The organism is Arenimonas caeni, assembly GCF_003024235.1.
GTDB lineage: Bacteria > Pseudomonadota > Gammaproteobacteria > Xanthomonadales > Xanthomonadaceae > Arenimonas > Arenimonas caeni.
In genome coordinates, this window is sequence record NZ_KZ679098.1 from 15,645 (window position 1) to 36,121 (window position 20,477).

Consider the following 20,477-nt stretch of genomic DNA (forward strand, 5'->3'; position numbering starts at 1 on the left):
GAAGCAGGAGCAGGTCTTGGCAGGGAACGACGAGGCGCCGCGCATCAGCCGCCGGCGATTGCTCAAGGGCGGGCTGGGCCTCGGCGCCGCCGCCCTGGGCCTGGGCCCGGTGGGCAGCCTGATGGCACAGGCCGGCACCGGCCTGGGGATTTCCGCGGGCTATGGCCCGCTTTCGCCGGTCGCCGATCGGGCCACCGGCCTGCCGTTGCTGCAGTTGCCGGCCGGCTTCGAGTACGTGAGCTTCGGCTGGACGGGCGAGGAGATCGCGCCCGGCCAGGCCTGCCCGGGCAAGCACGACGGCATGGGCGTAGTGCGCGCCGAGGGCGACATCGTCACCTTGGTGCGCAACCACGAGATCACCGAGGATCCGGGCGGCAGCTTCGCGCCGCCGTCGGCCACCTACGACCCGGACTGCCGCGGCGGCACGGTGACGCTGCGCTTCGATACCGCGCGCGGCGCCTTCGTCGATGCGCGGCCCTCGCTCTCGGGCACCCTGGTCAACTGCGCCGGCGGCACCACGCCCTGGGGCAGCTGGCTGTCGTGCGAGGAGATCGTGCTCGACCAGGGCCAGGAGGTCGTGGTCAGCGGCTACCCGTACACCATCAACCGCAGCCACGGCTTCATCTTCGAGGTGCCGGGCGAGGGTCTGTCCAATGCCGAGCCGCTGCTCGACATGGGCCAGATGAAGCACGAGGCGGCCTGCGTGGACCCGCGCGACGGCATCGTCTACCTCACCGAAGACCACAAGCCCTTCGCCGGCTTCTACCGGTTCATCCCGAAGGTGCCGGGCGAACTGGCACGCGGCGGCCGCCTGCAGATGCTGGCCGCCGAGGGCGTGCGCGACCTGCGCACCGGCCGGCGCGCCGGCGAGCGCCTGCGCGTGCGCTGGGTCGACATCAACGAGCCCACCCGCGGCCGCGATGCCGACGGCGGGCCGGGCGGCCTGGTGCGCCAGGGCCTCGCCAACGGTGGCTCGGCCTTCATCCGCCTCGAAGGCATCGTGATCGCCGACGAGCGGGTGTACTTCACCTCCACCAGCGGCGGCGACGCCGAATGCGGGCAGCTCTGGGCCTACCACCCGCGCGCGGGCGTGCTCGAGCTGGTGTTCGAGTCGCCGGGCCGCGAGGTCCTTGATTACCCCGACAACATCATCGCCAGCCCGCGCGGCGGCCTGGTGATCTGCGAGGACTCCGGCCAGCCGGTTCAGCGCCTCTACGGCCTGGACCACGCCGGCGGCCTGTTCGAGTTCTGCCGGAACAACGTGGTGCTGGACGGACACCGCGGCTTCAGCGGAGACTTCCGTGGCGACGAGTGGGCTGGCGCCTGCTTCTCGCCGGACGGCCGCTGGCTGTTCGCCAACGTCTACGCGCCGGGCTTCACCGTGGCCATCACCGGACCCTGGAAAGCCGGACTCATCTGAGGATCGACCATGATCACCCTGCTGTACGCCGCGCTCTGCACGCTGCTGATCCTCGCCCTGGCCGGCCGGGTGATGGCGGCCCGGATGAAGTACCGCGTCGGCCTGGGCGACGGTGGCAACACCGAGCTCAACCGCCGCGTGCGCGCCCATGCCAACGCCGTCGAGTACGTGCCGCTGGCGCTGCTGCTGCTCGGCGGCATGGAGCTCAACGGTTACCCGGACTGGCTGATCCACGTCTTCGGCAGCCTGCTGCTGCTCTCGCGCGTGCTGCACGCCTGGGGCCTGCACAAGACCGCCGGCACCAGCCCGGGGCGCTTCCTCGGCACGCTCGTGACGCTGCTGCTGATGATCGTGATGGCCGCCTTCGCCATCCTCGGCTTCGTCCAGCAGCACCTGGCCTGAGCCCATCCCGCCGCTCCACCCCCGCTGACCCCGACTCCTCCCGCGCTCCTGTAGGAGCGCCTTCAGGCGCGAATCTTTTTAGGCTTTCGTCGGGTCATCCGCCGGGCCCGGGCACCCTTTGCAACCGCCGGCACCGCGCTGCCGAAGGCTCCCGCTCGGCTCTTTCGCCTCGCGTGACCTTCGGCATCACGGCGCCGCCGCACGGTTTTCGCCATCTCGCCGGAACAAGGGGGCGACTGCGCACGCTGCCCGCGCGGCCGCCGGCGGTCTGTCGGTATGCGGACAGACTGCATCCGCAGCGAACGTGCGGCCTGGGTCGCGCCCCGGCTTTGGCTTTCTCGGCCGCACCTTCGTGCGGAATCGTCCACTGCCGCGACCGGATCGATTTTCCTGGCTTCGTGCACCGGACATGATCGGAGTACGACCGGAATCGGTGTACGAAGACCCTGTGCAGCTCGTGATCGCGACTCGGCGAACTTCCGCACGAAGGTGCGGCCGAGAACGCCGGGCTCCGTAACCAACGTGGCCCGCCCGGCACGGCGTCGGCAGTTTGTCCGCAGTCCGACCCTGCACCGCCGGTTTCGATCGCATCGTGCGACGACGAGATCGTGTTCCGGCGAGCCGAAGTAAATCGTGCGACGGCGCCGTGATGCCGAAGGTCACGCGAGGCGAAAGAGCCGAGCGGGAGCCTTCGGCAGCGCGGTGGCGGCGGTTGCGCAAGGTGCCCGGGTACAGCGAATGACCCGACGAATCAAAGAGGCAAAAGATTCGCGCCTGAAGGCGCTCCTACAGGAGCCGGCCAAGGGGCCGGGTCAGCGGGGTGGGGCGATCAGTTCGGTGCGGCTGAGGTAACCGTCGCCGTTGGCGTCCTGGCGGTGGAACTGGGCCGAGAAGCGCGCCTCGTGTTCGGCGAGGGTGATGCGCGGCGCATCGGGGATGTGCTGCTCGTGCGGCTCGAGCACGCCGTTGCCGTCGACGTCCATCTGCCGGAAGGCGAAGCCCATGCGCTCGAGGAACTCGGGGAGCGACACGCGGCCGTCGCCGTCGAGGTCCACCGCCGAGAAGTAGTCGCCGTTCGCGCCGGCCGGGCCGGCCAGCGCCAGCAGGGCCGCGAGCGCGAACCTAGCCCGCATAGACCGTGATCTCTTCCCGGTCGTGGTAGAGCTGCTTGGCGCGCGGGGTCAGCGGGCGCCCGGCGTGGTCGACGAAGTGCTGCAGGCAGTCGCGGGTTTCGTCCCAGCGCTTCTTCATCGGCAGCTTGAGGTTGAACACCGCGCGCTTGCACCAGCCCTCGCGGAACCACGTGGCCATGCGATCTGCGACCTTGGCGGGCGACTCGACCATGTCGCAGACCATCCAGTCCAGCGGCTTCGGCGGCTGCCAGCGGAAACCGTCGGCGCGGATGTGCTCGATCACCCCGGTTTCCATCGCGCTCGGCGCCATCGGGCCGTTGTCGATGGAGAACACCCGGATGTGCCGGCGCGCCAGCACCCAGCTCCAGCCGCCGGGCGCCGCGCCCAGGTCGGCGGCGCTCATGCCCGGCTGCAGGAAGGCCTCGCGCTCCTTGTCGGTGAGCAGGCACATCAGCGCCTCCTCGAGCTTGAGCGCCGAGCGGCTCGGCGCATCGGCATTCGCGCGCAGGCGCGGCACGCCCAGCGGCCAGGGCGAGGCGTCGCCGGGCGTGGCGCTGGCCAGCAGGGCATGGTTGCCGGCCAGCATCAGCACGTGCAGGCGCGGCAGGCGCGGGTCTTCCTTCTCGGTGATCAGGCCGCGCTGGCGCAGCGCCGGGCGCAACGCGTTGCCCAGCGCCCGGGCCAGGCCGGCGAGCGGCTTGCCCTCGTCCGAGTCGGGGTGTTCCACCCAGACATCGCCATGCCGGCCGCGGCCGCCGAGCGCCTCCATGATCGGCCCGATCCGGTCGGTCGGGTCCAGGCCCGGCAGGTCGGCGAGCAGGCGAAGCTTCTGGCGCGCGAAGATCAGCGTCGACCAGGGCAGGGCGCGCGAGAGCGCGGCGCCGTCGTCAACGCCCAGGAACTGCACGTAGCCCGAATTGCGCTCGGTGCGCGCGTAGCCATGGAAGCCGGCGCCGGCGGCGCGTTCGGAAAGTTCGGCGGCCAGTTCCGGCTCGAAGCCGGGGCGGCAGTAGGCCAGCAGGCCGTCAGTAGACAAGTCCGGATTCCCCGTAGTCGCGCAGCACGTCGCGCGCGTGGTCGCGCATCAGGTCGAGGGTGACGCGGATGCCGCGCCGTTCGAGTTCACCGGTCCAGTCGGCCGGCAGCGGGCCTTCGTCGAAACCGGCGAGGCTTTGTACGTCGTCGGCGCGCGCGGCGACCAGCAGTTCGTCGATGCCGGCCCAGATGCAGGCGCCGAAGCACATCGAGCACGGCTGGGCCGAGGTGGCCAGGGTGATCGGGCCGCCGGCCTGGTTGAGGCGGTAGTTCTGCAGGCGCTGCTGGCTGGTCGCCAGGGCCATCACCTCGGCGTGCGCGGCCGAGCAGTTGTGCGGCACCACCCGGTTCACGCCCACGCCCACCAGGCGCGCGCCGCTGAACACCGCGGCGCCGAAGGGGCCGCCGCTGCGGTGGTCGACGTTGAGGCGGGAAAGCCGGATCGCCAGCGCCACCTTGTCTTCGGCCGACGGGTACTCGCGCTTGTGATCCACTTCCTCGTGGATCCAGGCCGGCAGGGTCAGGTGGAGCTGGGCATAGATCATCGTCGGCTCACTTCGCGGTCCAGGTGTCGCGCAGGGTGACGGTGCGGTTGAACACCGGCGCATCGGCGCGGTGGTCGTGGCGGTCGGTGGTGAAGAAGCCCAGGCGCTCGAACTGCACGCCGGCCTCCGGCGCCAGGCCGGCGGCGGCGGGCTCGACGTAGCCGCGCACGATCTTCACCGACTCGGGGTTGAGGTAGTCGCGGTAGCTCTTGCCTTCCTCGTCGCGGTCGGGGTCGGCCACCACGAACAGGCGGTCGTACAGGCGCACCTCGGCCGCCACCGCGTGCGCGGCGCTGACCCAGTGGATGGTGCCCTTGACCTTGCGGTCGGCGCCCGGCAGGCCGGGGCGGGTGTCGGGGTCGAGCGTGCAGCGCAGCTCCACCACCTCGTCGCCTTCCTTGACGACCTCGTCGCAGCGCACGATGCCGACGCCGCGCAGGCGCACTTCGCCGCCCGGCACCAGGCGGTGGAAACCCTTGGGCGGCACTTCCATGAAGTCGTCGCGCTCGATCCACAGCACCGGCGAGAACGGCACTTCGCGCTCACCGAAGGACGCGTCCTTGGGGTGGTTGGGGAAGCGCAGCAACTCGGCGTGGCCCTCCGGCAGGTTGGTGAGCACCAGCCTGAGCGGGTTGACGACGGCGAGGCGGCGCGGCGAGGCGGCGTCCATCACCTCGCGGATGCAGCCCTCGAGCACCGAGAAGTCGATCAGCGAATTCTGCTTGCTGATGCCGATGCGGTCGGCGAACAGGCGCAGCGCCGCCGGCGGCGTGCCGCGCCGGCGCAGGCCCTGCAGGGTCGGCATGCGCGGGTCGTCCCAGCCGGACACCAGGCCTTCCTGCACGAGCGCCAGCAGCTTGCGCTTGCTCATCACGGTGTAGTTGATGTTCAGGCGCGAGAATTCGATCTGGCGCGGCTTGGCGGCGACGCCGGCCTGGCCCGCGGCCTCCAGCGGCGCCAGCAGGGCGCGGTCGTGGTGCAGGCCGACGTTGTCCACGCACCAGTCGTACAGCGGCCGGTGGTCCTCGAACTCCAGCGTGCACAGCGAGTGCGTGATGCCCTCGATGGCGTCGCCGAGCGCGTGCGCGAAGTCGTACATCGGGTAGATGCACCAGGCGTCGCCGGTGTTCTGGTGCGGCACGTGCTTGATGCGGTAGATGGCCGGGTCGCGCAGGTTGATGTTGCCGCTGGCCATGTCGATCTTCGCGCGCAGGGTGCGGGCGCCGTCGGGGAACTCGCCGGCGCGCATGCGCCGGAACAGGTCGAGGTTCTCCCCGACGCTGCGCCCGCGGAAGGGCGAGTCGCGGCCCGGCTCGGTGAGCGTGCCGCGGTACTCGCGCACCTGCTCGGCGCTCAGGTCGCAGACGTAGGCCTTGCCTTCCTTCACCAGCTTCTCGGCGGCCAGGTAATAGACGTCGAAGTAGTCGGAGGCGTGGCGCAGTTCGGCCCAGTCGAAGCCCAGCCAGCGCACGTCTTCCTTGATGGCCTCGACGTACTCGGGGTCTTCCTTCGCCGGGTTGGTGTCGTCGAAGCGCAGGTTCACCGGGCCGCCGAACTCGCGGCCGATGCCGAAGTTCAGGCAGATCGACTTGGCGTGGCCGATGTGCAGGTAGCCATTGGGCTCCGGCGGGAAGCGGGTGCGGATGGCGGCGTGCTTTCCGCTGGCCAGGTCCTCGCGGATGATCTGGCGGATGAAGTCGTTCTTCTCCGGCGCGCTGGCGTCGGTGGGGGCTGGGGTCTGGCTCATGCGTCCGGTTCGGGCGTCCAAAGGCGTACAGTCTAACGGCTTGGCCGCCCCGGCGGCCCGGCTGTTTCGGGTCGCCTCACGGGCTAGAATCGGCCGGGCAGGGGGCTGCACGCAGACAAACGGGGAGACGACGCTTGCGTAACGCGTGGGCCTTGGACACGTTTTTCTTCGCCACCGCACTGGCGCTGGCCTTGGTACTTTCCCCCTCCGGGGTCCGGGCGCAGGCGTCCGGCGACGCGTCGCACGTGCCGCTGGACCTGGCGGTCATGGAGACGCCGGTCGGCACAACCCTCGACGACATCCTCAGCGGCCGGGCCCAGCCGGGCTTCACGCCGGTGCTGACGCCGGGCTTCCCGTTCACGGCGCGCGCCGACCACGTGCTGTGGGTGCGCATCCGCGCCGAACTGCCGGCCTCGTCGCGCGACTGGCGCCTGGGCATCGTGCGGGTGCCGGTCGACCAGATCCGCCTGCGCGTGCACCCGCCGGGCGACCTGGTCGCCCGCGACAGCTTCTTCCGCCGCGGCGACGGCCAGCGGCCCTGGCCGGCGTATTTCGACCTGCCGCTGCCCGACGGCCTGTCCGGGCGCACCGAGCTTTACCTGGAGATCGAGGGCCAGGTGATGGGTGGCCTGCACCTGAGCCTGCGCGACGGCCCGACGGCCTCGGCCGAGGAAGCCCAGGCCCGGTTCTGGTTCCGCCTCGTCTATGGCGTGCTGCTGGGCGTGGCCCTGCTGTCGCTGCTGCGGCATGCCGAGGACTCCTCGGCGGGCGCGCTGTCGGTGGGTGCCGCGGCCATCTGCGCCTGGCTGGCCTGCCTGGGCATCAACGGCCACCTGTATTCCCTGCCCGAGGTGGCCCTGCTGTCCGGCCTGGGCGCGATGGTGCCGCAGGCGCTGTTCCTGCTCGGCGCCGGCCCGCTGGTGCTGGCGACCCTTCGCTACAGCGGCCTGGCCAAGTCGGCGCCGCCGCTGGTGGGCTGGATGCGCGGCCTGGGCTGGCTGCTCGTGGGCGGCGCGCTGTTCGCCTTCACGCTGCCTGCCAGCGCCAGCGTGGTGCTGCAGTGGGTGGCCTGGTTCAGCTATCCGGTGGCGCTGATGGCCTGCCTGGTGATGCTGGCCATGGATTCGCGCAGCTATCGCTGGGCGCCGCTGCTGACCTTGCTGGCCATGGCCGGCGCGGTGCTGCTGCGGGTGCTGGCCGACCAGCAGGTGATCGCGGTGAGCTGGTGGAGCCTGTTCGCCTGGCAGCTGCTGCTGGCGCTGGTGGTGCTGCAGTACCTGGCGCTGCCCTGGGGCCGGGCGCGCCTGCAACGCTGGCAGATGCGCCGCCGGGCGACGCCGCCCGAGCCCAGCGCCGAGGAAAAGATCGCCGTCGCCCGCGAGAAGCTGGTCAAGAGCCTGCAGCATGGCCTGGAGCACGCCGATGACGACGACGTGTCCTGGATCGCCTACCGGCGCCTGCTCGACGGCCTCAAGTCGGTGCTCTCGCAGGACTCCTCGGCCGTGGTCGGCGAGCACGCCGACGGCGAGGAACTGCTGCAGGTCGAACCCAAGGCGGCCGAGCCGCGCTACCGCGGCCTGCTGCGCGACCGCGCCACCCTGCTGCGCAACCTCAGCAAGCTCAAGGCGCCGCAGCAGGTGGGCCTGGACTTCGACGGCCCCGAGGGGCCGCTGGAGAAGGTGCAGCTGGCGGTGATCCCGCTGCCCATCCCCAAGCCCGGCTGGGGCGCGCTGCTGGTGGAGCGGCCGGCGAACGTGGCCTATACCGACGCCGAACTGGCCCTGTGCGCCGAGTTCGCGGCGATGGCGGTGATGGCCGGCGAGGAGGCCTCGGGCACGGTCAGCGCCCAGCGCCAGGCCGAGACCGACCCGGCCACCGGCGTGTTCCGCGAGGAGTCGCTGCGCGAGCGCATGCAGCAGATGCTGGACGCCGCCCGGCTGCGGCAGACGCCGCTGAGCCTGCTGTGCGTGGTGGTGGACCAGCTGCCGGCGCTGCGCGAGGCCGGCGGCGAGGTCGGCGCGGTGTCGGCGATGCGGCCGGTGGCGACGATGCTGCGGGACGAGCTCAGCCACGGCGACCTGATCGGCCGCGGCGGCCCCGACGGCTTCCTGGTGCTGGCGCCGGGCAAGAAGCTGCTGCAGGCGCGCGAATACGCCGACCGCCTGCGCGAGGCCGTCTCGCACATGATCGTCGACGCGCGCATCGCACCCATGCTTTCGATCAGCGTCGGCATCGCCCAGGCCGGCCCGGACGAACGCAACATCGCGGCGCTCACCGAACGCGCGGCCAAGGCCGCGCTGGTGGCGTCGAAGAACGGCGGCAACCAGATCTTCAGCTGAGGTCCCCTTTGTCCACCACGCTCGTCATCGGCAACAAGAACTACTCGTCCTGGTCGCTGCGGCCCTGGCTGCTGCTGCGGCATTTCGGCGTGCCCTTCACCGAGGTCCTGCTGCCGCTGGACACGCCGGAGTTCCACGAGCGCGTCGGCGCGCTCTCGCCCAGCCGGCGCGTGCCGGCGCTGCACGACGGCGACCTGGTGGTGTGGGATTCGCTGGCGATCTGCGAATACGCCAACGAGCGCTGGCTGGCCGGGCGCGGCTGGCCAGCCGCCCTGGAGCAGCGTGCGCTGGCGCGCAGCGCCGCGGCCGAGATGCACTCGGGATTCGCCGCCCTGCGCGGGCAGCTGCCGATGAACCTGCGCCGGCAGCCGCGCGAGCCGCACTGGGACGGCGCGGCGGAAAGCGACATCCGCCGCGTGCAGGAACTGTGGGGCAGGCTCAGGTCCGGGGCGCAGGATGGCGACTTCCTGTTCGGCGGCTTCGGCATCGTCGATGCGATGTTCGCGCCCGTCTGCGTGCGCTTCCGCGGCTACGGCGTGCGGCTCGATCCGGTGTGCTCGGCCTACGTGGAGGCGATCCACGCGCTGCCGGCGATGCGCGAATGGGCCGCGGCCGGCCTGGCCGAGACCGCCCGCGTCGACGCGGACGAGGCCTGAGCATGGACTTCGCCCGGCTGATCCGCGAGGTCCCCGATTTCCCCAAACCCGGCATTCGCTTCAAGGACTTCAGTCCGCTGCTGGCCGACGGCGAGGCCTTCGCGGGCGCGGTGGCGGCGATGGCTGCGCCATGGCACGGGTCCGGCCTGCGCGTGGTGGTCGGCATCGAGGCGCGGGGCTTCATCCTCGGCGCCGCGGTGGCGCGCGAGCTGGGCGTCGGCTTCGTGCCGGTGCGCAAGCCCGGCAAGCTGCCCGGCGCCGTGCACGAGGTCAGCTACGCACTCGAGTACGGCCAGGACCGGCTGCAGGTGCAGGCCGACGCCGTGCCGGCCGGTGCATCGGTGCTGCTGGTCGACGACGTGCTCGCCACCGGGGGCACGCTGGCGGCCGCGGCGTCGCTGGTCGACGGGATCGGCGCGCGCCTGGCCGGCGCCGCCGTGCTGGTGGAGCTGGCCGCGCTGGGTGGCCGCGGCCGCTGGCGCCGGAGCGAGCCGCTGCTGGCCACGCTCAGCTACTGACTCAGTACGACGCGATCTCGCAGACGTAGATCAGTTCGCAGGCGCCGCTGCCGCTGTCCTCGCGGCTCAGCGAGCTGCGCCAGCGCCAGCCGTTCGCATCCTCGACCTCCACCAGCCAGCCGCGCAGGCGCACCGTCTGGTCGGCCTGCACGCGCCTGATCGCCGCGGCCACCGTGGCGTCGGCCGGCACCAGGTGCATGTTGGCGCTTGAGCGGATGATCTCCTGCAGCGGGATCGGCGGCCCTTCGGCGCCCCAGCGGTAGTAGTACCAGCGGCCGCGCTGGCTGATGTCCAGGCGCTGGTAGACCTGCGGGTCGGCCATGGGGCCCCAGCCGAGCGCGAGGTCGGTGGGCGACAGCGAGGACTCGCGGTCGAAGCGGTAGTCTTCGCGGCGCAGCACCCGCGCCTCGAGTGCGAAGCCGGCCAGCGGCCGCAGCCGGTGGCCCTGGATGTCGTAGACGGGCGCGTCGCCGACGTTGGCCTGCAGCGGCGTGCCCAGGCGCTCCGGGGCAGGCATCTGCGGGCAGGCGAGCTGGCCGCCGGGGCCGGTGGCCGGCACGGGCGCAGAGCCGTCCCGCGCCGCCCAGAACAGGGCGAGCACGGCGACGACCAGGGTGATCCAGAGCCAGCGGGGCATGACGGCAGACTAGCGACGCAGGCCGGGCCTGCCTAGCCGCTCAGCCGAAGTCGGCCAGCAGGGCGGTGCGCGTGTCCTCCGGCAGCACCAGCCCGACCCGCAGCCGGTCGTCGTCGATGCCCAGGCCCAGTGCCGCCCCGGCGTGCAGGGCCAGGCGCTGCGCCGGCGGGAACTCGAAGCGCAGGAAGAACACGCCGACCTCGCCGGACGGCAGGCCCTCGGGGGCGTCGGCCTGGGCGGGAATCGGTTCGAAGCCCGCGACCCCGGCGTGCACGCGACGTTCGATGCCGCCGAGGCGGGCCAGGGCATGTTCGTGCGCGACCGCGTCGCCCGGCTCGACCAGCATCGTCGCCTTGAGGTTGCCGCCGTCGGGCAGCAGCGAGTTCCAGGCCTCGAGTTCGGCCTCGATCGCATGCGGTTCGAACACACGCTCGATGCGCAGCGCCTCCTGCACCTGCCACAGCACCGTCAGCCGGTCCTCGAACAGCAGCAGCACCTGGCTGTCGAGCCTGGCCTGGCGCCGGGCCCGGTGCGCGAGCACGCGCTGGCGGAAGGCCTCGCGCTCATGCAGGTAGTCGTCGAGCGGCAGCAGGTCGGCCGCGGTGAGCTTTCGCGCGCGCGGCGCCGTCGCGCCCGAATGCACCAGCCGCAGGTGGCTGCGTGCGTGCAGGGCCAGGCGTCGCTCCGGGGCGCGATGTTCTCCCATGCGCACCGAGCCTACGCCGGCGGCGTGGCTGCGGGAAATTCAGCGTCGCGATGGCGGCCATAGCCGCCGTGAATCGGCCTGGCTCAGCGGCCGGCGTCGCCCGCGGCCTCGGGCTGGTAGCTCACCGAGGTGACCTTCAGGCGCAGGCTGCGGCCGCCGGGCATGGCCCAGTCGATGTGCTGGCCCACGGACAGGCCGAGCAGGGCGCTGCCCACCGGGGCCAGCACGGAAACCTTGCCCGCGTCGGCGTCGGCCTCGTGCGGGTAGACCAGGGTCAGCTGGTGCGACTCGCCGGTGTTCTCGTCCAGGCAGGTGACCACCGAATTCATGCTCACCACGTCGGCGGGCATATCGGACGGCTCGACCACGTTCGCGCGGGCAAGCTCGTCGCCCAGGGCCTGGGCGGCGGGAAGCTGGCGCAGCGTCGGCGCCTCGAGCATCGCCTCAAGGCGGGCGAGGTCCCGGGACGAAACGGTGATCGGCGGCAGGCTGCTCATGGGAAGCTCCAAAAAGACAACGGGCGGCACGTGCGACGCGCCGCCCAGGCATCAACTGATTTGTGGGCGCCAAGATAGCCCGGCGCGGCGCCGGCTTCAAGCCTTGGCGCTGCGCCTGGGGCCCGCGGCGGTCGCCTCGCCGTCTTCCGGCGGCAGCTCGAGCAGGCTGGGCGGCAGGGAGCGCAGCACCCCGGCCAGTTCGCGCAGGAAGTCCCCCATGGCCGAGCTGCGGCGCCAGACCAGGGCCAACCGCCGGGTCGGCGGCGGGTCGCGGAAATGCAGCAGGCGGATGTCGGCTGAGGCGGGCACCGGCGGCTTCACCGCCAGCACCGGCAGCAGGGTGACGCCGACGCCGGCGGCGACCATCTGGCGCAGGGTTTCCAGGCTGGTTGCGCGGAAACCCTCCTTTTCGCCGGCGCCGGCCAGGCTGCAGACCGCCAGCGCCTGGTCGCGCAGGCAATGGCCTTCCTCGAGCAGCAGCAGGTGCTGGTCGCCGAGTTCGCCCAGGCTCAGGTTGCGCTTGCCGGCCAGCGGGTGGCCGTTGGGCACGGCCAGCAGGAAGGGCTCCTCGAACAGGAACTCGGTTTCGGCCCAGTCCTCGTGCAGCGGCAGGGCCAGCACGGCGGCGTCGAGCTTGCCGTCGCGCAGGCCGTTGAGCAGCACTTCGGTCTTTTCCTCCACCAGCAGGAGCTCAAGGCGCGGGAAGCGCTGGCGGATGCGCGGCACGACGTGCGGCAGCAGGTAGGGGCCCAGGGTGGGGAACACGCCCAGGCGCACGCTGCCGGCTTCCGGATCGGCCGTGCGGCGGGCGGTTTCCCGCATCTGTTCGACTTCGGCCAGCACCCGCCGCGCGCGCACCGCGATGTCGAGGCCGGCCGGCGTGAGCATCACGTGCCGCGGCGCCCGCTCCACCAGTGGAACACCGAGTTCCTCCTCGAGTTTCTTGATCTGCGTCGAGAGCGTCGGCTGGCTGACGTGGCAGGCTTCTGCGGCACGACCGAAGTGCCGGAGCTCGGCAAGGGCCACCAGGTAGCGCAGGTCGCGGAGGTTCATGACGATTCGTATAGCCTATGAAATACCGGTCCGCAATCGATGGTTTGTGAAGACGTGGCCGGATCTTGCGATAGATAAAAGCTATCGAACCGATTGAAAAACTCGAATTCACATATTGATAGACTCTGCCTAACATATGCGAAAGTTTTGATTCACCCTCCCTCAAACCCACAGGAGCGACGCATGTCCCTGATCAATACCGAAATCAAGCCGTTCAAGGCCCAGGCCTTCCACAACGGCAAGTTCGTCGAAATCACCGAGGCCAGCCTGAAGGGCAAGTGGTCGGTGGTCGTCTTCATGCCGGCCGCCTTCACCTTCAACTGCCCGACCGAGGTCGAGGACGCCGCCGCGAACTACCCCGAGTTCCAGGCCGCCGGCGCCGAGGTCTACATCGTCACCACCGACACCCATTTCTCGCACAAGGTCTGGCACGAGACCTCGCCGGCCGTGGGCAAGGCGAAGTTCCCGCTGGTCGGCGACCCGACCCACGCCCTGACCCGCGCCTTCGGCGTGCACATCGAGGAAGAGGGCCTGGCGCTGCGCGGTACCTTCGTGATCAACCCGAACGGCGTGATCAAGACCATGGAAGTCCATGACAACGCCATCGCCCGCGACATGAGCGAGACCCTGCGCAAGCTCAAGGCCGCCCAGTTCGTCGCCGCCAACCCGAACCAGGTCTGCCCGGCCAAGTGGAAGGAAGGCGAGAAGACCCTGGCTCCGTCGCTGGACCTGGTCGGCAAGATCTGATCCCGCTCCGACGCTGAAACCTCCCCGGGCGGCCACGCCGCCCGGGTTCCAGCCCCGTCGCGCGATGACTTGCGCCTGCGGCCTTCCCCGGCCCCAGGCGCAAGCCACCGCTTCTCAAGGAGTTCCCCCATGCTCGACGAGAACCTCAAGTCCCAACTGGCCGCCTACCTGCAGAAGCTGCAGCTGCCGATCGAACTGGTCGCCTCGCTAGACGACGGCGAGAAATCGGCCGAGCTGCGCAGCCTGCTGGAAGAAATCGCCGCGCTGTCGGACAAGATCGCCCTGCGCGTCGACGGCGTCGACGCACGCCGTCCGTCCTTCACCATCGTCCGCACCGGCACCGACGTCGCCGTGGGCTTCGCCGGCATCCCGATGGGCCACGAGTTCACCTCGCTGGTGCTGGCGCTGCTGCAGGTCGGCGGGCATCCGTCGAAGGAGTCGCAGGAGCTGCTGGCCCAGGTCGCCGCGCTCGAGGGCGACTACCGGTTCGAAACCTATTTTTCGCTCTCCTGCCAGAACTGCCCGGACGTGGTGCAGGCCCTGAACCTGATGGCGGTGGTCAACCCGCGCATCCGCCACGTGGCCATCGACGGCGCGCTGTTCCAGGACGAAGTCGAGCGCCGCGAGGTGATGGCGGTGCCGACGGTGTTCCTCAACGGCCAGCCCTTCGAGTCCGGCCGCGTGGACCTGGCCCAGATCATGGCCAAGCTCGACACGGGCGCCGAGGCGCGCGAGGCGGCGAAGATCCGCGACAAGCAGGCCTTCGACGTGCTGGTGGTGGGCGGTGGCCCGGCCGGCGCGGCCGCCGCGGTGTACGCCGCGCGCAAGGGTATCCGCACCGGCGTGGCGGCCGAGCGTTTCGGCGGCCAGGTGCTCGACACCATGGCCATCGAAAACCTGATTTCGGTCGAGCACACCGAGGGCCCGAAGCTGGCCGCGGCGCTCGAGGCCAACGTGCGCGCAAACGACGTGGACGTGATGAACCTGCAGCGCGCCGAGGCGCTGGTGCCGCCCGCCAAGCCGGGCGAACTGGTCGAGGTGAAGCTGGCCAATGGCGCCAGCCTGTTCTCGCGCAGCGTGATCCTCTCCACCGGCGCGCGCTGGCGGCAGATGGGCGTGCCCGGCGAGGACCAGTACCGCAACAAGGGCGTGGCCTATTGCCCGCACTGCGACGGCCCGCTGTTCAAGGGCAAGCGCGTGGCGGTGATCGGCGGCGGCAACTCCGGCGTCGAGGCGGCCATCGACCTGGCCGGCATCGTCGCCCACGTCACCCTGGTCGAGTACGACGTGAAGCTGCGCGCCGACGAGGTGCTGCAGCGCAAGCTGCGCAGCCTGCCGAACGTCGAGGTCGTGCTCAACGCCCAGACCACCGAGGTGCTCGGCGATGGCCGCCGGGTCACCGGCCTGGCGATGCGCGACCGCGCCAGCGACGAGGTGCGGCAGCTCGAGCTCGAGGGCGTGTTCGTGCAGATCGGCCTGCTGCCCAACACCGAGTGGCTCAAGGGCAGCGTCGAACTCAGCCCGCGCGGCGAGATCGTGGTCGACGCCCATGGCCGCACCTCGGTGCCGGGTGTGTTCGCGGCCGGCGACGCCACCACCGTGCCCTACAAGCAGATCGTCATCGCCATGGGCGCCGGCGCCACCGCCAGCCTCGCGGCCTTCGACTACCTGATCCGGCATTCCGCCCCGGCAGAGGCCGCCGGCGAGGTCGCGGCGGCCTGAGCCCCGGGCGCCGCCCCGGGGCCGGTGCCCCGCGGCGGCGCTATCATGGCGCGATCCCCCCGAGGAATCGCGCCATGCCCCCTGTCCAGACTGGTGCCGCCGGCGACATCGATCGCCTGTTCGCGGCCATCCCCGAACGCAATACCGGCGACTGCCTGCTGCGCACCATGCAGCAGCACCACGTGCAGCTGTCGACGATGGCCGACACCAAGGCCAACATCATCATCACCATGTCCTCGATCGTGCTGACCCTGGTGCTGGGCCGGCTGGGCGATCCGATGCTGCGCGGCGCCTCGATCACGCTGGCCGCCTTCACCATGCTGGCGCTGCTGCTGGCCGTGCTGGCGGTGCTGCCCAAGTACCGGCCGCTCAAGCTCAGGGACGACCAGATCCCGCCGCAGTTCAACCTGATGTTCTTCGGCCACTTCGCCGAACTGCCGCGCGAGCGTTTCCTCACCGAGATCGCCGGCGCGCTCCGCTCGGACGGTTCGGTGTACGAGACGATGGCGCGCGACACCTACGCGCTGGGCTATTACCTGGCGCACCACAAGTACCGCTACCTGCGGCTGAGCTACCTGTTCTTCCTCGGCGGCTTCGTGCTGGCCTGCCTGGTGCAGGGCTGGCAGCTGCTGGCCGGCTGATGACCACGGTCGCCAACGCCCTGCGGGAAGGCGCCGCGCGCCTGGCGGGCGACGAGGCCCGGCTCGAGGCCGAACTGCTGCTGGCGCACGCGCTCGAACGCCCGCGCAGCTGGTTCTACGCCCACGCCGGCGACGTGCTCGGGGACGCGGAGCTGCGCGTCTTCGACGCCCTGCTGCGACGCCGCGCCGAGGGCGAGCCGGTGGCGCAGATCACCGGCGTGCGCGGCTTCTGGTCGCTGGAGCTGGCGGTCACCCGCGACACCCTGATACCGCGCCCGGAAACCGAACTGCTGGTCGAGCTCGCGCTCGGGCGACTGCCGGTGGATGCCCGGGCGCAGGTGCTCGACCTGGGCACCGGCACCGGCGCGATCGCCCTGGCCATCGCCAGCGAGCGGCCACTGGCCGACGTGACGGCGGTCGACGCCAGCCAGGCCGCGCTCGACGTGGCCCGCGCCAATGCCGCCGACGCCGGCCTGCCGCTGCGCCTGCTGCATGGCGACTGGTTCGCGCCGGTGGCGGGCGAGGTCTACCGGATGATCGTCTCGAACCCGCCCTACATCGCCGAAGACGACCCGCACCTGGGCCAGGGCGACCTGCGCTTCGAGCCGCGTTCGGCCCTGGCCTCAGGCCCGGACGGCCTGGACGCACTGCGGGCGATCATCGCCGGTGCGCCGGCGCACCTGCTGCCGGGCGGCTGGCTGCTGCTTGAGCACGGGCACGAGCAGGGCGGGGCGGTGCGCGCGCTCTTGCGCGATGCCGGCTTCGGGCACGTGGAAACGGCGCGCGACCTCGAGCGCCGCGACCGCATCAGCCTGGGGCAGTGGCCGGGCTGAGCCCGACCGGATGCGGGGGGCTCAGCCGCCGACGGCGCGGTTGGCGGGCTGTGCCAGCGCCGGCCAGCGCGCCAGCACCGCGCGGCGGATGCCGTCGGCGTCGATGCCGGCTTCGGCCAGAAGCTGTTCGCGGCTGGCGTGCTCCTGCCAGTCGTCGGGCAGGCCCAGGTGCAGCATCGGCACCACCTTGCCCTCGGCCGCGAGCAGTTCGGCCACGCCGCTGCCGGCGCCGCCCATCACCACGTTGTCCTCGATGGTCACCAGGCCGTCGTGGCTGGCGGCCAGCTCGAGCACCAGCGCGCGGTCGAGCGGCTTGACGAAGCGCATGTTTACCAGCGTCAGGCCCAGTTCGGCGGCGACCTTCTCGGCCGCCGGCACCACGGCGCCGAAGGCCATCAGGGCCACGCCGGCGCCGCGTCGGCGCAGTTCGGCCTTGCCGATCGGCAGGGTTTCGAGCGTCGGCTGCACGGCCACGCCCGGGCCGGTGCCGCGCGGGTAGCGCACGGCGGCCGGGCCGGCGTGGCGGTAGCCGGTGCTGAGCATCCGGCGGCATTCGTCCTCGTCGGCCGGCGCCATCACCACCATGTCGGGCACGCAGCGCAGGAAGCTCAGGTCGAAGCTGCCGGCGTGGGTGGCGCCGTCGGGGCCGACCACGCCGCCGCGGTCGATGGCGAAGAGCACGTCGAGCTTCTGCAGCGCGACGTCGTGGATCAGCTGGTCGTAGCCGCGCTGCAGGAAGCTCGAATAGATCGCGACGACCGGCTTGGCGCCCTCGCAGGCCATGCCGGCGGCGAGCGTGACCGCGTGCTGCTCGGCGATGGCGACGTCGAAGTAGCGATCAGGGAACTCCTGGCTGAAACGAACCAGGCCCGAGCCCTCGCGCATGGCCGGCGTGATGCCCAGCAGCAGCGGGTCGGCGGCGGCCATGTCGCACAGCCAGTCGCCGAAGACCTGGGTGTAGGTGGGCTTGGCCGGGCCGGGCTTCTTGACCACGCCCACGCTGGGGTCGAACGGGCCGACCGCGTGGTATTCGATCTGGTCGCCTTCGGCCAGGTCGTAGCCCTTGCCCTTGGTGGTGATCACGTGCAGCAGCTGCGGGCCCTTTAGGCCGCGCAGGGTGCGCAGGGTGGACACCAGGGCCGGCAGGTCGTGGCCGTCGATGGGGCCGGTGTAGTGGAAGCCCATTTCCTCGAACAGCGTGGACGGCACGAACATGCCCTTCCAGTGCTCTTCCCAGCGGCGCACGAACTTCGCCGCAGGGCGGTTCTTGTCGCCCAGCAGCTTCTTGCCGCCTTCGCGCAGGGCGTTGAGCGTCTTGCTGCCCGACATGCGGCCGAGCATCTTGGTCAGGCCACCGACGTTCTCGGAGATCGACATCCGGTTGTCGTTGAGGACCACCAGGATGTCCGGCTCGGGCTCCATGCCGCCGGCGTGGTTGAGCGCCTCGTAGGCCATGCCGGCGGTCATCGCGCCGTCGCCGATGACGGCCACGACGCGGCGGTCCTCGCCGCGCGCGCGCGCACCGATGGCCATGCCCAGCGCGGCCGAGATCGAGGTCGAGCTGTGGCCGACGCCGAAGGTGTCGTACTCGCTTTCGTCGCGCTTGGGGAAGGGCGCCACGCCGTCCTTTTGCTTGACGGTGTGGATGGTGTCGCGGCGACCGGTGAGGATCTTGTGCGGATAGCACTGGTGGCCGACGTCCCATACCAGGCGGTCGGACGGGGTCTCGTAGAGATAGTGCAGGGCGACGGTGAGCTCGATCACGCCGAGGCCGGCGCCGAAGTGGCCGCCCGACTGGCTGACCGCTTCGATCAGGTAGGCGCGCAGCTCGTCGGCGAACGCAGGCAGCTCCGCCTCGGGAAGCTGGCGCAGGTCGGCGGGCACGGAAATGCGCGAAAGGCGCGGGTAGCGCTGGGGATCCATCGTCTGTCTTGCGTGGGGTAAGACGTGGATTGTCCGGCACCCCGCCGGCGGGGGCAAGGCAAAACCCGGGCCGCGGCGGGCGCGGCCCGGGATGGGTTCAGCGGCGGAAGCGCCCGAGCAGGCCGCCCTTGGCCGGTTCCGGCTCGCTGGGCAGCATCAGGTCGGGCTCGGCGACGCCGACGGCGAGCGAGGCGTTCACGAAGTCGCAGACTTCGGCCAGGCTGGCGCCGCTTTGTTCAGCGATGTCGGTGAGCAGGGCCGGGCCCTTCATCATCACCGTGGCGATGCGGAAGTGGCGCGGGAACTCGCGCTCGGTCTGCGGCCACTTGAGCAGCTTGTAGCGGTCGTTGAGGCCATTGCCCGGCGCCAGGCTGCCGTTGTGGCCGCCGAGCGCGAGGATCCAGGCCAGGCGGCCGAGCGGGTGGCTGCCGCCCAGTTCGCTGGCCAGGGCCGGCAGCGTGGCCGGGTCGACCGGTTGGAGGTCGGCCTCGTGGATGTCGGCGGTGGCGTAGGGCAGCAGCGGCTTGAGCGCCGGGCCGGAGAAATACACCTTGTTGGCCGGGTCGATGACCAGCGCCGGGGCGCCTTCGACCTGCACGCGCACCGGGCCGGCGAGCGCACCCGGGCGCAGGAAGGCGGCCAGGCGCGGCTCGGCCTGCGGGGCCGGCTCGGGCTCGGGAATGGGGTCGGCGACGGGGGCCGGGGCAGGCGCGGGTTCCGGCACCTGCTCGGCGGCGGCCACCGGGGCGGGCGCCGCCTCGACGACCGGGGCGGCCACCGGCTCGGGCTCCGGGGCCGGCTCGGGCGTGGGCGACGGTGCGCCGGCTTCGATCTGGGCCAGCAGGGTGGCGACGCCGTCGGCGGTCACCGGGCGGTCAAGGCGATAGTCGGTGTCGGCGCGGGCGCCGGCGGTGAGCGCGACCACCACCTTGCCGTTGCTCAGGGCCTTCATCAGGCTCATCTGGCCGTACATGGAGTCCATGTCCACCACGACCACGCCGGCCTCGCTCTCGCTGGCCAGCTGCCAGCGGTTGCCGGCGTTGGCCTGGGCGAAGGCGGCTTCCACCTGGCCCTGTTCGTCGCGCGACAGGCCCGCGAAACAAATGCTGTGCATCGTCATTGCTTTTTCATCCCCCTGGTCACGCCGGCAAGGGACGGCGTGAAGGCCGGCAGTGTCCTAGCTGCGGCGGGGCGCCGTCAAATTGGTTCAGCACGGGCGCCTGGGATGCCGGGGCAGGTGGCTCTTCAGGAAGGCCATCTGGTCGGCCAGGATGTTGCGGTTCGACAGGATCAGGTGCTCGACCCAGCTGGGCCGGTAGGGCACGGCCAGCAGCGGCATGCCCGCCTGCTGCGGGGTGCGGCCGCCCTTGCGCGAGTTGCAGTGGAAGCAGGCACAGACCACGTTTTCCCAGACGTCGCGGCCCCCGCGGGAGACCGGCATCACGTGGTCGCGGGTGAGCGAGTGGCGGCCGAACTCATTGCCGCAGTACATGCACAGGTTGCCGTCGCGGGCGAACAGGGCGGTGTTGGTGAGCGCGGGCGAGGGGTCGAGCGCCTTGGCGTGGGCGTGGCTGCGGCCGGCGACGATGGGGTGCAGTTCGACCACGCTTTGCAGGCCGGTGGCGCGGTTGGTGCCGCCATGCACGACCAGGCAGGGTTCGCCCAGGGTCCAGGCGACGGCGCCGCGAACGTAGAGGCAGACGGCGTCCTGCCAGTGCATCCAGTCGAGGATGCGGCCGTGCGCATCGAGCGAAAGCACGCGCGGGACCGAGGATTCGAAGGGTGACGGAGCCCCTGCCGGGCGGGTGTTGCTCCCGGCGCCCACCAGACTCAAACGGGTCGGCGGTATTCCCATCGCTCCTGAGCATACGCCAGTCGCACGGCAGTTCAAGCATCCTTGCGCGGGGCGCCGCGGGCTAGAAT

20 protein-coding genes are annotated in these 20,477 nt (G+C 71.3%); 9 read left to right on the forward strand and 11 right to left on the reverse strand.

Features of this window, described 5'->3' with window-relative positions; all coding sequences use genetic code 11:
* The first annotated feature begins 16 nt into the window (after positions 1-16).
* Positions 17-1,420: an alkaline phosphatase PhoX gene (locus tag C6N40_RS11965; RefSeq protein WP_205208603.1), complete on the forward strand. Its 1,404-nt coding sequence runs from the start codon at positions 17-19 to the stop codon at positions 1,418-1,420.
* A 9-nt stretch (positions 1,421-1,429) separates the two neighbouring features.
* Complete coding sequence (locus C6N40_RS11970) at positions 1,430-1,822, forward strand: MAPEG family protein (RefSeq protein WP_106991267.1); 393 nt, start codon at positions 1,430-1,432, stop codon at positions 1,820-1,822.
* Positions 1,823-2,634: 812 nt separating this feature from the next.
* Here C6N40_RS11970 and C6N40_RS11975 read toward each other — a convergent pair.
* Genes C6N40_RS11975 through C6N40_RS11990 form a run of 4 tightly spaced genes read right to left on the reverse strand, consistent with a single transcriptional unit; the run spans position 2,635 to position 6,282 of the window.
* Positions 2,635-2,955 (reverse strand): EF-hand domain-containing protein, encoded by a 321-nt coding sequence (locus C6N40_RS11975; protein ID WP_106991268.1) that lies wholly within the window; start codon positions 2,953-2,955, stop codon positions 2,635-2,637.
* Positions 2,945-3,991 (reverse strand): 23S rRNA (cytidine(2498)-2'-O)-methyltransferase RlmM, encoded by a 1,047-nt coding sequence (rlmM, locus tag C6N40_RS11980; protein WP_106991269.1) that lies wholly within the window; start codon positions 3,989-3,991, stop codon positions 2,945-2,947. Before rlmM ends, C6N40_RS11975 begins: the two co-directional genes overlap by 11 nt.
* Positions 3,981-4,535: a nucleoside deaminase gene (locus C6N40_RS11985; RefSeq protein WP_106991270.1), complete on the reverse strand. Its 555-nt coding sequence runs from the start codon at positions 4,533-4,535 to the stop codon at positions 3,981-3,983. The genes rlmM and C6N40_RS11985 overlap by 11 nt, the downstream gene beginning before the upstream one ends.
* A 7-nt stretch (positions 4,536-4,542) precedes the next feature.
* Positions 4,543-6,282 carry a glutamine--tRNA ligase/YqeY domain fusion protein gene (locus C6N40_RS11990; protein ID WP_106991271.1) on the reverse strand — a complete coding sequence of 580 codons (1,740 nt, stop codon included), beginning with the start codon at positions 6,280-6,282 and terminating at the stop codon, positions 4,543-4,545.
* 152 nt (positions 6,283-6,434) lie between these two features.
* On the opposite strand from C6N40_RS11990, the gene C6N40_RS11995 reads away from it, so the two are divergent.
* Genes C6N40_RS11995 through C6N40_RS12005 form a run of 3 tightly spaced genes read left to right on the forward strand, consistent with a single transcriptional unit; the run spans position 6,435 to position 9,795 of the window.
* Positions 6,435-8,621: a diguanylate cyclase gene (locus tag C6N40_RS11995; protein ID WP_106991272.1), complete on the forward strand. Its 2,187-nt coding sequence runs from the start codon at positions 6,435-6,437 to the stop codon at positions 8,619-8,621.
* A gap of 8 nt (positions 8,622-8,629) precedes the next feature.
* Positions 8,630-9,277 (forward strand): glutathione S-transferase family protein, encoded by a 648-nt coding sequence (locus C6N40_RS12000; RefSeq protein ID WP_106991273.1) that lies wholly within the window; start codon positions 8,630-8,632, stop codon positions 9,275-9,277.
* 2 nt (positions 9,278-9,279) lie between these two features.
* The gene (locus tag C6N40_RS12005) at positions 9,280-9,795 is read left to right on the forward strand and encodes an adenine phosphoribosyltransferase (protein WP_106991274.1); all 516 of its coding nucleotides are present in this window, start codon (positions 9,280-9,282) and stop codon (positions 9,793-9,795) included.
* Position 9,796: 1 nt separating this feature from the next.
* Here the strand turns inward: C6N40_RS12005 and C6N40_RS12010 are convergent, their stop codons facing one another.
* From C6N40_RS12010 to C6N40_RS12025, 4 genes are all read right to left on the reverse strand, one after another.
* Positions 9,797-10,432 carry a hypothetical protein gene (locus tag C6N40_RS12010; protein WP_106991275.1) on the reverse strand — a complete coding sequence of 212 codons (636 nt, stop codon included), beginning with the start codon at positions 10,430-10,432 and terminating at the stop codon, positions 9,797-9,799.
* 40 nt (positions 10,433-10,472) lie between these two features.
* Positions 10,473-11,138 (reverse strand): DUF3501 family protein, encoded by a 666-nt coding sequence (locus C6N40_RS12015; RefSeq protein ID WP_106991276.1) that lies wholly within the window; start codon positions 11,136-11,138, stop codon positions 10,473-10,475.
* A gap of 83 nt (positions 11,139-11,221) precedes the next feature.
* Positions 11,222-11,635 carry a nucleoside diphosphate kinase regulator gene (rnk, locus tag C6N40_RS12020; protein ID WP_106991277.1) on the reverse strand — a complete coding sequence of 138 codons (414 nt, stop codon included), beginning with the start codon at positions 11,633-11,635 and terminating at the stop codon, positions 11,222-11,224.
* A gap of 96 nt (positions 11,636-11,731) precedes the next feature.
* Positions 11,732-12,688, reverse strand: a complete 957-nt coding sequence (locus C6N40_RS12025; protein ID WP_106991278.1) for a LysR substrate-binding domain-containing protein — start codon at positions 12,686-12,688, stop codon at positions 11,732-11,734.
* A 183-nt stretch (positions 12,689-12,871) separates the two neighbouring features.
* Here C6N40_RS12025 and ahpC point away from each other — a divergent pair, with 183 nt between their 5' ends.
* The 4 genes from ahpC (at position 12,872) to prmC (ending at position 16,631) form a co-directional block, all read left to right on the forward strand.
* Positions 12,872-13,435 (forward strand): alkyl hydroperoxide reductase subunit C, encoded by a 564-nt coding sequence (gene ahpC / locus C6N40_RS12030; RefSeq protein ID WP_106991279.1) that lies wholly within the window; start codon positions 12,872-12,874, stop codon positions 13,433-13,435.
* A 129-nt stretch (positions 13,436-13,564) separates the two neighbouring features.
* Entirely contained in the window at positions 13,565-15,157 is a 1,593-nt protein-coding gene (gene ahpF / locus C6N40_RS12035) for an alkyl hydroperoxide reductase subunit F (protein ID WP_106991280.1), read from the forward strand.
* 74 nt (positions 15,158-15,231) lie between these two features.
* Positions 15,232-15,798 carry a Pycsar system effector family protein gene (locus C6N40_RS12040; protein WP_106991281.1) on the forward strand — a complete coding sequence of 189 codons (567 nt, stop codon included), beginning with the start codon at positions 15,232-15,234 and terminating at the stop codon, positions 15,796-15,798.
* Positions 15,798-16,631, forward strand: coding sequence for a peptide chain release factor N(5)-glutamine methyltransferase (gene prmC, locus C6N40_RS12045; RefSeq protein WP_106991282.1), 834 nt, complete (start codon positions 15,798-15,800; stop codon positions 16,629-16,631). The genes C6N40_RS12040 and prmC overlap by 1 nt, the downstream gene beginning before the upstream one ends.
* A gap of 21 nt (positions 16,632-16,652) precedes the next feature.
* Here the strand turns inward: prmC and dxs are convergent, their stop codons facing one another.
* From dxs to C6N40_RS12060, 3 genes are all read right to left on the reverse strand, one after another.
* A complete protein-coding gene (gene dxs, locus C6N40_RS12050; RefSeq protein ID WP_106991283.1) occupies positions 16,653-18,554 on the reverse strand; it encodes a 1-deoxy-D-xylulose-5-phosphate synthase in 1,902 nt (633 codons plus the stop codon).
* 97 nt (positions 18,555-18,651) lie between these two features.
* Positions 18,652-19,674 (reverse strand): hypothetical protein, encoded by a 1,023-nt coding sequence (locus C6N40_RS12055; RefSeq protein WP_106991284.1) that lies wholly within the window; start codon positions 19,672-19,674, stop codon positions 18,652-18,654.
* An 87-nt stretch (positions 19,675-19,761) separates the two neighbouring features.
* The gene (locus C6N40_RS12060; protein ID WP_106991285.1) at positions 19,762-20,409 is read right to left on the reverse strand and encodes an HNH endonuclease; all 648 of its coding nucleotides are present in this window, start codon (positions 20,407-20,409) and stop codon (positions 19,762-19,764) included.
* Positions 20,410-20,477: the final 68 nt, after the last annotated feature.

Excerpts from the sequence above, each read along its gene's own strand:
- C6N40_RS11970 (WP_106991267.1), top strand. The coding sequence starts at position 1,430 with ATGATCACCCTGCTGTACGCCGCGCTCTGCACGCTGCTGATCCTCGCC.
- C6N40_RS11975 (WP_106991268.1), bottom strand. The coding sequence starts at position 2,955 with ATGCGGGCTAGGTTCGCGCTCGCGGCCCTGCTGGCGCTGGCCGGCCCG.
- C6N40_RS11985 (WP_106991270.1), bottom strand. The coding sequence starts at position 4,535 with ATGATCTATGCCCAGCTCCACCTGACCCTGCCGGCCTGGATCCACGAG.
- C6N40_RS11990 (WP_106991271.1), bottom strand. The coding sequence starts at position 6,282 with ATGAGCCAGACCCCAGCCCCCACCGACGCCAGCGCGCCGGAGAAGAAC.
- C6N40_RS12005 (WP_106991274.1), top strand. The coding sequence starts at position 9,280 with ATGGACTTCGCCCGGCTGATCCGCGAGGTCCCCGATTTCCCCAAACCC.
- C6N40_RS12010 (WP_106991275.1), bottom strand. The coding sequence starts at position 10,432 with ATGCCCCGCTGGCTCTGGATCACCCTGGTCGTCGCCGTGCTCGCCCTG.
- C6N40_RS12015 (WP_106991276.1), bottom strand. The coding sequence starts at position 11,138 with ATGGGAGAACATCGCGCCCCGGAGCGACGCCTGGCCCTGCACGCACGC.
- rnk (WP_106991277.1), bottom strand. The coding sequence starts at position 11,635 with ATGAGCAGCCTGCCGCCGATCACCGTTTCGTCCCGGGACCTCGCCCGC.
- C6N40_RS12025 (WP_106991278.1), bottom strand. The coding sequence starts at position 12,688 with ATGAACCTCCGCGACCTGCGCTACCTGGTGGCCCTTGCCGAGCTCCGG.
- ahpC (WP_106991279.1), top strand. The coding sequence starts at position 12,872 with ATGTCCCTGATCAATACCGAAATCAAGCCGTTCAAGGCCCAGGCCTTC.
- ahpF (WP_106991280.1), top strand. The coding sequence starts at position 13,565 with ATGCTCGACGAGAACCTCAAGTCCCAACTGGCCGCCTACCTGCAGAAG.
- C6N40_RS12040 (WP_106991281.1), top strand. The coding sequence starts at position 15,232 with ATGCCCCCTGTCCAGACTGGTGCCGCCGGCGACATCGATCGCCTGTTC.
- prmC (WP_106991282.1), top strand. The coding sequence starts at position 15,798 with ATGACCACGGTCGCCAACGCCCTGCGGGAAGGCGCCGCGCGCCTGGCG.
- dxs (WP_106991283.1), bottom strand. The coding sequence starts at position 18,554 with ATGGATCCCCAGCGCTACCCGCGCCTTTCGCGCATTTCCGTGCCCGCC.
- C6N40_RS12055 (WP_106991284.1), bottom strand. The coding sequence starts at position 19,674 with ATGACGATGCACAGCATTTGTTTCGCGGGCCTGTCGCGCGACGAACAG.
- C6N40_RS12060 (WP_106991285.1), bottom strand. The coding sequence starts at position 20,409 with ATGGGAATACCGCCGACCCGTTTGAGTCTGGTGGGCGCCGGGAGCAAC.